The sequence below is a fragment of the Microbacterium sp. 13-71-7 genome, assembly GCF_002257455.1.
In the GTDB taxonomy this organism is placed as follows: domain Bacteria; phylum Actinomycetota; class Actinomycetes; order Actinomycetales; family Microbacteriaceae; genus Microbacterium.
Genome location: NZ_NCKN01000205.1, coordinates 1 through 7,238, shown reverse-complemented (window position 1 = coordinate 7,238; position 7,238 = coordinate 1). Strand labels below are relative to the sequence as shown.

Sequence of the window (7,238 nt, the reverse complement as noted above, 5' to 3'; positions counted from 1 at the left end):
TTTACCAGGCCAAGCGCACCCGCAACCTGCAGAAGCTCACCTCGGGTCGTGTGAACGTGCTCGTCGCAACCGATGTCGCCGCCCGCGGCATCCACGTCGACGACATCGACCTGGTCGTCCAGGCCGACGCGCCCGACGAGTACAAGACGTACCTGCACCGCGCCGGCCGCACCGGCCGCGCGGGCAACGCCGGCCGGGTCGTGACCCTGATCACGCGTCCGCGCGGTCGCCGCATGACGGAGCTGCTGAACCGCGCCGAGATCGACGCGCCGTTCGAAGAGGCGCGCCTCGGCGACGACCTCATCGAGGAGATCGCCGGCCGCATGCCGTCGACGTCCGACCTCACCGCCTGATCACGACGCGCCCCGGGGCGCGTCGCCGGTCGCAAGAGCCGGGTGGGATCCGAAAGACTCGGGATCCCGCCCGGCTCTTTCGCGTCTTCGCGTCGACGCGGTCAGAGAATGAGCGCCCAGTCGTTGCTGAGGAGCTCCTCGCCGCGGAACGGGAACGACCGGGTGGAGCGCAGCGTGAACCCCGCGCGCCGGCACAGCGCGTTCGAGGGCGCGTTGTCCACGGCCGGATAGGCGTGGATCTCGGAGTGGCGCCCGTCCGCCCGCACGACGTCGAGGAGCCGGAGGAGGGCCTGGCCGGCGTAACCCCGTCTCTGATGCTCGGGGAGGACGCTCCACCCCGTCTCCCAGACGACGGCGCCGGGATCCTCGTCGTTCTCCCAATAGCCGATCGAGCCGACGGGGATGTCGCCGTCGCAGATGACGAGCATCCCTCCTGGCCGGTCCACCGACAGGTAGCGCCGGTGCCGTCTGTCCAGCTCATCCGGGGTCTCGGGACCGACGAGATGCGCCGTCATCTCGGGGGTGTTGAACCGGTCGAGCAGCGGACGGTCCTCGGGCTGCCAGGGGCGGAGCGTGACCATGGGGCGACACTACCCGGGACCTCCGACACGGAGGCGCGGGGAGGCGGGAGGAGCAGAGAGCGCGGCCGGAAGCGGCCGAATTCCGAACCTGGGAATTCAAGCAAAGTATCCTGCCGCAAACCGGAATCCTCGGTGGGCTCTCAGGAACAGTGATGCAGGATCGTTACCTTGTACGCCCGACCCGAGGGCGTGACGCCGCTTCCCGAGCGGCACCGAGGACTTCAAGGATCGTTACTTCGTCATGTCGAGAAACCCGTTCTTCCGCTCTGCCCGCAGTAAGACCATCGCCATCGTCGGCGCGACCGCCGTGCTCGGCGCGCTCGTCGTCGGCGGCACCGTGCTCGTCGCACCGACGGTCGCCGCAGCCGCTCCGGCCGCCGCCGCGGTCGATGACGTGACCGCCTACAACCAGCGGGTGCAGGTGCGTGCCGCGCTCGACACGGCCAAGACCGCGATGGCGGATGCGACCACCGTGAACGCCGATGTGAAGGCGTCCGGCCTCGATCTCGGTCAGGGGCGCAAGCTCGTGGACGTGACGGGTCTGACCTCGGCGCACGAGGTGCTGTCGAAGTCGACCTCCGAGAAGGGCGCCGTGCACACCGCGCTCGCCGTGGCGATCACGGACTACTCCGAGAAGGTGGAGTCGCAGGTCGCCGAGGTGCGCACCAACCTGAACAACGCCGTCGCGCAGAAGCAGGCGGCGGACGCCGCGGCCGCGGCCGCTGCCGCGCAGGCCGCTGCCGCCGCGCAGGCCGCCGCCGAGGCGCAGGCCGCCGCGAACACCCCGGACGGTGCACGGGCCGCGGCCCAGCAGATCATGGCGAGCCAGTACGGCTGGGGCGATGAGCAGTTCCAGTGCCTGAACTCGCTGTGGAACAAGGAGTCCGGCTGGAACTACCAGGCCTACAACTCCTCCGGGGCGACCGGCATCCCGCAGGCGCTGCCCGGCGACAAGATGGCGACCATCGCCGATGACTGGCAGACCAACGCGACCACGCAGATCAAGTGGGGCCTCGGCTACATCTCCAGCGTCTACGGCACCCCCTGCTCGGCCTGGGGTCACTCGCAGGCCACCAACTGGTACTGATCCCCGCCGCGGGATCCGCGAACGGGGCGGTGCGCGTCGAGCGCCCGCCCCGTTCGGCGTCCCGCCTCAGAAGAGGGTCGGCGTCGGCTCCGGCGCGCGCGGCGCTCCGAATCGCGACGACGCCGCGGGCTCGGCCGCGGGCTGTTCGAACAACCAGAGCGGCATCGCGTTCGTGACCGGCTCGGCCGGCGCGCTCATGCTGCGCCGCAGCGGTCGGTCATCGGAGTGCCGTGCCTCCAGCCCGTGCATCCGGATGAGGGGCTTGACCCGGCGCGCGAGCCACTTCCGGTAGTCCTTCGGCGCCTCCGCCGCGGATCCGGGATACAGCACCCGGTACGACGACAGCAGATCCGGCCTGTGCTGGGACAGCCACTGCAGGAACCAGGGCTTCACGCCCGCCCGCAGGTGCAGGGCGCCGTAGATGACGTGATCTGCGCCGGCCTCCTTGATCCGGCGCAGGGCGCCGTCGATCGCGTTCACCGAGTCGGTGAGATGCGGCAGGATCGGCATCAGGAACACCCCCACCCGGAAGCCCGCGTCGCTGAGTGCGCGCACGGTGTCGAGCCGCGCCTGCGTGGACGGGGCGCCGTTCTCGATCGCCTCGCGCAGGGTCTCGTCGAACATCGCGATCGACAGCTGCACGTCGACCGGCACGCGGGCGGCGGCGTCGACGAGGACCGGGATGTCACGGCGGATCAGCGTGCCCTTGGTGAGCACCGAGAACGGCGTCCCGGAATCGGCCAGCGCGCCGATGATGCCCGGCATCAGCCGGTACCGTCCCTCGGCGCGCTGATACGGATCGGTGTTGGTGCCGAGGGCGACCGTCTCGTGCTTCCAGGATCCGCGGCGCAGCTCCTTCTCGAGGGTCTCGACCACGTTCACCTTGACCACGATCTGGGAGTCGAAGTCCCGCCCCGCGTCCAGGTCGAGATACGTGTGCGTCCCCCGGGCGAAGCAGTACACGCACGCATGGCTGCATCCGCGGTACGGGTTGACCGTCCAGTTGAAGGGCATCTTCGAGGGGCCGGGCACGTGGTTCAGCGCCGACTTCGCGAGCACCTCGTGGAAGGTCATGCCCGCGAACTCCGGCGTCGTCACCGTCCGCAGGAATCCGGTGCGGTTCTCCATGCCCGGCAGCGCCTGCGCGTCGGTCTCGTCGATCCTCTGCCCTTGCCACCTCATGGCGATATTCGAACATAACAACGATGCTGAGTCAAGTGGAGACCCGTGGAAAGATTCGAATGTCGCCGATGTTCAGGTCTGGCGGTGAGAATGGATCCGTGGCAGACCCGCGGCACCCGACTCGCGCGCGCCGCATGGATCCGCGAGTGACGTTCCGGCTGTACGTCACGATCGGACTGGCGGTCGCGCTGATCGGCGCGCTCTGGGCCCTGGCGGACGGCTCCGCAGGCTCCGGCCCGGCCGGCCCAGCCGGTCAGGTCAAGGCGGATCCGAAGGGCGTCGAGGTCACGATGCCCCAGGCTGCGACGAGCCTTCCGTCGGTGCAGCTGCACGCGACCCCGGCCTCGAACCCGTGCGCGCAGACGCCCGTGCAGCAGGCGCTCGCGTCGGGTGGCGACGACGCCGTGGTCGCGGCGTTCGGCGGGGGAGCGGCGTTCCGCGCCGCGGTGGCGGCGGGCAATGCGCCGTGCATCGACCTGTCCGACCCGAATCGGGACTGGGTCGTCGTCAACAAGGCGCGGCCGCTCAACCCGTTGACCTTCGCGCCGACGTCCTTCGGCGATCCGGCCCTCTCGGTCTCCGGCGCCGGGTCGCTGCGCTCCGACGCGGCGCACGCCCTGGACCAGCTCTCCGCAGCCTCGGACGCCGCCGGAGCGGGGTCGATCGCGCTGGCCAGCGGCTATCGCTCGTACGAGACCCAGGTGCAGACCTACTCGGGCCAGATCGCGACCTACGGGCAGGCCCAGGGCGACGCGCTCTCCGCGCGGCCGGGGCACAGCGAGCATCAGACCGGCCTCGCCGCCGACGTCGTCTCCTGCGCGGGCGGCTGCGGCGACATCGACTCCTTCGGCGGCACCGCCGCCGGCGCCTGGGCGGCCGAGAACGGCTGGCAGTACGGCTTCATCGTGCGCTACGTCGCCGGGCAGACCCCGGTGACCGGCTACGACCCCGAGCCGTGGCACCTGCGCTACGTCGGCGTTCCGCTCGCGACGGCGTATCACGATGGCGGATTCACCACGCTCGAGCAGTTCTTCGCGCTCGCCGCAGCCCCCGCCTACCTGGGCTGACTGACCGGGCGGACGGGTGCGTCCGCCTGCTCGCCGCGGCGCTGGAGTGATCGCACAAAGCGTGACACCGAGTCTCACATCCGGTGGGATGCATTCCCACAATCTGAGCCGACTCCCGCGACTTTCCGCGTAGGATCGCGAGAGCGAAGACGCACACACGATCTGGAGGAGCGCGATGGAACGCGACATCTACGACGAGGATCACGAGGCCTTCCGGGGCCTCGTCAAGGACTTCATCGGCCGCCACGTCACGAACGAGGCCATCGAGCGCTGGGAGGCGGACGGTGAGATCGATCGCGCCACCATGCTCGCGGCGGGTGAGGCCGGCCTGATCGGACTCTCCGTGCCCGAGGAGTTCGGTGGCGCCGGGATGCTGCAGGACTACCGCTTCCGCACCATCGTGATGGAAGAGGTCATCGCCGCGGGTGCCGGCTCCCTTGCCGGAGCCTTCGGGATCCAGGACGATCTGGCCGTGCCGTATCTCGTGCACATGGGCACGCCGGAGCAGAAGGCGAAGTGGCTGCCCCGCATGGCGACCGGTGAAGTGCTCGGCGCGCTCGCGATGACCGATCCGGGTGCGGGCTCCGACCTGCGCGGCATCAAGACCAACGCCAAGAAGGTCGACGGCGGGTACATCCTCAACGGCGCCAAGACGTTCATCTCCTCGGGAACCACGGCCGACATCGTCGTGACCTTCGTGAAGACCGGCGAGGGCAACCGGCCGGACGCCTTCAGCCTGCTGATCGTGGAGAAGGGCATGGAGGGCTTCGATCAGGGCAAGAAGCTCAGCAAGATGGGCTTCCACGGCTGGGACACGGCTGAGCTCAGCTTCACGGACGTCTTCATCCCCGAGGAGAACCTGATCAGCGGCAAGGAGGGCCAGGGCTTCATCCAGCTGATGATGAACCTGCCGCTCGAGCGCCTGTCGATCGGCGTCGCCGCCGCGGCCGCCGCACAGGCCGCCACGGCCTGGACCATCGCCTACACCAAGGATCGCGAGGCGTTCGGCGAGCGCATCGCCGACTTCCAGAACACCCGGTTCCGCCTGGCGGACATGGTCACCACGACAGAGGTGATGTGGGCGTACGTCGACCGCGCGCTGCTGGCGTACAAGGACAGCAAGCTCACCGCGGAGGACGCCGCGAAGGTGAAGTTCTGGACGACGGAGCGCGAGTGGGAGGTGCTCGACACCGGCGTGCAGCTGCACGGCGGCTACGGCTACATCATGGAGTACCCGATCGCCAAGGCGTTCACCGACGCCAGGGTGCACCGCATCTACGGCGGCACGAACGAGATCATGCGCGACCTCGTCGGCCGCCAGATCGCTGGCAAGCGCTGACCTCTCGGTCCCTGAGCTCGGCCAAGGGCGCCCCCGGATCCTGGATCCTGGGGCGCCCTCGTGTGCGGGGACCGGGCTCTGCGCGGCGGATCCTCCTCCACGACCGAGGCAGAGGCGGAGTTCCGCACCGATTGCGTGAGCGGACCGCCCGGCCGCCCGCCGCGCCGCCAGGCTGGCGTCATGAACCCCGAAACACTGCGCGAGCACACGCTCGAAGGCGACGACGACCTCCGCGACGTCCTGGAGCTGCTGCTCCAGCAGGCGAACCAGCGGCAGCTCTGGCTGCTCTTCATCGACGGGCGGGGCCGGATCGGCGAGCCGCTGATGCCGATGGCCGACTACCCCGAGGATCCGCTCGAGGCGGTGACGACGGAGGATCTCGGTGAGGTGACGCACGCGCACCTGCTGTCGCAGCGGATCGGCATGCTCCGCGAGCTCACCGGCAACGCGGCGGTGGTGCTCGTGTGGGAGCGGGTCGGCGGCGAGGTCGTCGAGGACGACGTCCGCGTCTGGGCGCGCGCGATGAAACGGCAGGCCGCGCTGCTCGGGATCCCGCTGCGCGCGCAGTTCCTGCTGCACGACCACGGCGTGCGCCGGCTGCACGCGGATGACGTGGTGTGACGGCCGGAACGGTGGTAAAGGCATTGCTACCGGGGTAGCATCATGCCCATGACGCACGCCAAGGTCAGCCTGAGCCTCAGCGAGGAGGACATCGCCTTCCTCGATGCCGAGACGCAGAGCGGTCGCTACGCCTCGCGTTCGGCGGCGACGCAGGATGCTGTGCGCCTGCTGCGCGAGAGCCGCCTGGCCGACGCCTACGCCGAGGCGTTCGCCGAAGGGTACGACGAGGGCTGGGATCAGGCCTCGGATGACGGGCTCGCGTCCGCGTGATCACCTCGTCGATCCCGCTCCTGCGTCGCGGGCAGCTCGTGCTGGTGTCGTTCGATCCCTCGGTCGGATCCGAGGCGAAGAAGACGCGTCCGGCGGTGATCGTCAGCAACAACTCCGCCAACGCGGTCGCGGTGCGCAGCGACAGGGCGACGGTGACGGTCGTGCCGGTGACCTCGAACACGGCGCGGATCCTGCCGTTCCACGTGCTGCTGCCGTCGGAGGCGACGGGCCTCGATCGCCACGTCAAGGCGCAGGCGGAGCACGTGCGCACGATCGCCGTCTCGCGCATCGCCCGCCCGGTCGGCTGGGTGCCGGCCGAACTCATGGGCGCGCTCGATGAGGCGCTCGGCCTCCATCTCGCACTCTGACGGCTCTGTCCACGCACTGCTGTCGTCCTTCGCGAACGCCCCGAGATCCCCCGGATCCCGGGGCGTCGTGCTGTGCGCCGATCGTGGCTGCGCCCCCTCGGGAGTGGCGGTTCGCGACGTCAGAAAAAACTTGGTATTCAGTGTTGCTATGTACCGGTACTCAGTGTTACTGTCTACCGGTAGTCAGCATCACTGAGTAGAAGAGGAGGCGATCGCGATGGCGAGTCAGATGACCGAGATGCTCAAGGGCACTCTCGAGGGGATCGTCCTGGCGATCCTGGCCGAGCGATCGGCCTATGGATACGAGATCACCACGCGGCTGCGGGACGGAGGGTTCTCCGGCATCGCGGAGGGCACCGTCTACGCCCTG

Annotated in this window: 9 protein-coding genes and 1 pseudogene; 8 read left to right on the top strand and 2 right to left on the bottom strand. The window is 69.5% G+C overall.

Features of this window, described 5'->3' with window-relative positions; translation table 11 throughout:
* The coding region (locus tag B7X32_RS16440) for a C-terminal helicase domain-containing protein (protein ID WP_292722004.1) at positions 1-353 on the top strand (353 nt) is incomplete at its 5' end.
* Positions 354-454: 101 nt separating this feature from the next.
* Here the strand turns inward: B7X32_RS16440 and B7X32_RS16435 are convergent.
* A complete protein-coding gene (locus B7X32_RS16435; protein WP_292722002.1) occupies positions 455-934 on the bottom strand; it encodes a GNAT family N-acetyltransferase in 480 nt (159 codons plus the stop codon).
* A gap of 241 nt (positions 935-1,175) precedes the next feature.
* On the opposite strand from B7X32_RS16435, the gene B7X32_RS16430 reads away from it, so the two are divergent.
* Positions 1,176-2,021: a phospholipase gene (locus tag B7X32_RS16430; RefSeq protein ID WP_292721998.1), complete on the top strand. Its 846-nt coding sequence runs from the start codon at positions 1,176-1,178 to the stop codon at positions 2,019-2,021.
* A gap of 66 nt (positions 2,022-2,087) precedes the next feature.
* Here B7X32_RS16430 and B7X32_RS16425 read toward each other — a convergent pair whose 3' ends face one another.
* A complete protein-coding gene (locus B7X32_RS16425; protein ID WP_292721996.1) occupies positions 2,088-3,203 on the bottom strand; it encodes an Rv2578c family radical SAM protein in 1,116 nt (371 codons plus the stop codon).
* Positions 3,204-3,301: 98 nt separating this feature from the next.
* Between B7X32_RS16425 and B7X32_RS16420 the strand changes: the two genes are divergently transcribed.
* The 6 genes and pseudogenes from B7X32_RS16420 to B7X32_RS16395 all read left to right on the top strand — a co-directional run.
* The gene (locus B7X32_RS16420) at positions 3,302-4,270 is read left to right on the top strand and encodes a M15 family metallopeptidase (RefSeq protein ID WP_292721994.1); all 969 of its coding nucleotides are present in this window, start codon (positions 3,302-3,304) and stop codon (positions 4,268-4,270) included.
* A gap of 175 nt (positions 4,271-4,445) precedes the next feature.
* Positions 4,446-5,609, top strand: coding sequence for an acyl-CoA dehydrogenase family protein (locus tag B7X32_RS16415; RefSeq protein WP_292721992.1), 1,164 nt, complete (start codon positions 4,446-4,448; stop codon positions 5,607-5,609).
* Between the two features lie 180 nt (positions 5,610-5,789).
* Positions 5,790-6,230 carry a hypothetical protein gene (locus B7X32_RS16410; RefSeq protein WP_292721990.1) on the top strand — a complete coding sequence of 147 codons (441 nt, stop codon included), beginning with the start codon at positions 5,790-5,792 and terminating at the stop codon, positions 6,228-6,230.
* Positions 6,231-6,278: 48 nt separating this feature from the next.
* On the top strand, positions 6,279-6,500 hold the full coding sequence (locus B7X32_RS16405) for a ribbon-helix-helix domain-containing protein (RefSeq protein WP_292721988.1): 222 nt from the start codon (positions 6,279-6,281) through the stop codon (positions 6,498-6,500).
* Positions 6,497-6,868, top strand: coding sequence for a type II toxin-antitoxin system PemK/MazF family toxin (locus B7X32_RS16400; protein ID WP_292721985.1), 372 nt, complete (start codon positions 6,497-6,499; stop codon positions 6,866-6,868). Before B7X32_RS16405 ends, B7X32_RS16400 begins: the two co-directional genes overlap by 4 nt.
* Positions 6,869-7,085: 217 nt before the next feature.
* Positions 7,086-7,238: pseudogene (locus B7X32_RS16395) on the top strand (helix-turn-helix transcriptional regulator); the annotation flags it as partial.

Excerpts from the sequence above, each read along its gene's own strand:
- B7X32_RS16435 (WP_292722002.1), bottom strand. The coding sequence starts at position 934 with ATGGTCACGCTCCGCCCCTGGCAGCCCGAGGACCGTCCGCTGCTCGAC.
- B7X32_RS16430 (WP_292721998.1), top strand. The coding sequence starts at position 1,176 with ATGTCGAGAAACCCGTTCTTCCGCTCTGCCCGCAGTAAGACCATCGCC.
- B7X32_RS16425 (WP_292721996.1), bottom strand. The coding sequence starts at position 3,203 with ATGAGGTGGCAAGGGCAGAGGATCGACGAGACCGACGCGCAGGCGCTG.
- B7X32_RS16415 (WP_292721992.1), top strand. The coding sequence starts at position 4,446 with ATGGAACGCGACATCTACGACGAGGATCACGAGGCCTTCCGGGGCCTC.
- B7X32_RS16410 (WP_292721990.1), top strand. The coding sequence starts at position 5,790 with ATGAACCCCGAAACACTGCGCGAGCACACGCTCGAAGGCGACGACGAC.
- B7X32_RS16405 (WP_292721988.1), top strand. The coding sequence starts at position 6,279 with ATGACGCACGCCAAGGTCAGCCTGAGCCTCAGCGAGGAGGACATCGCC.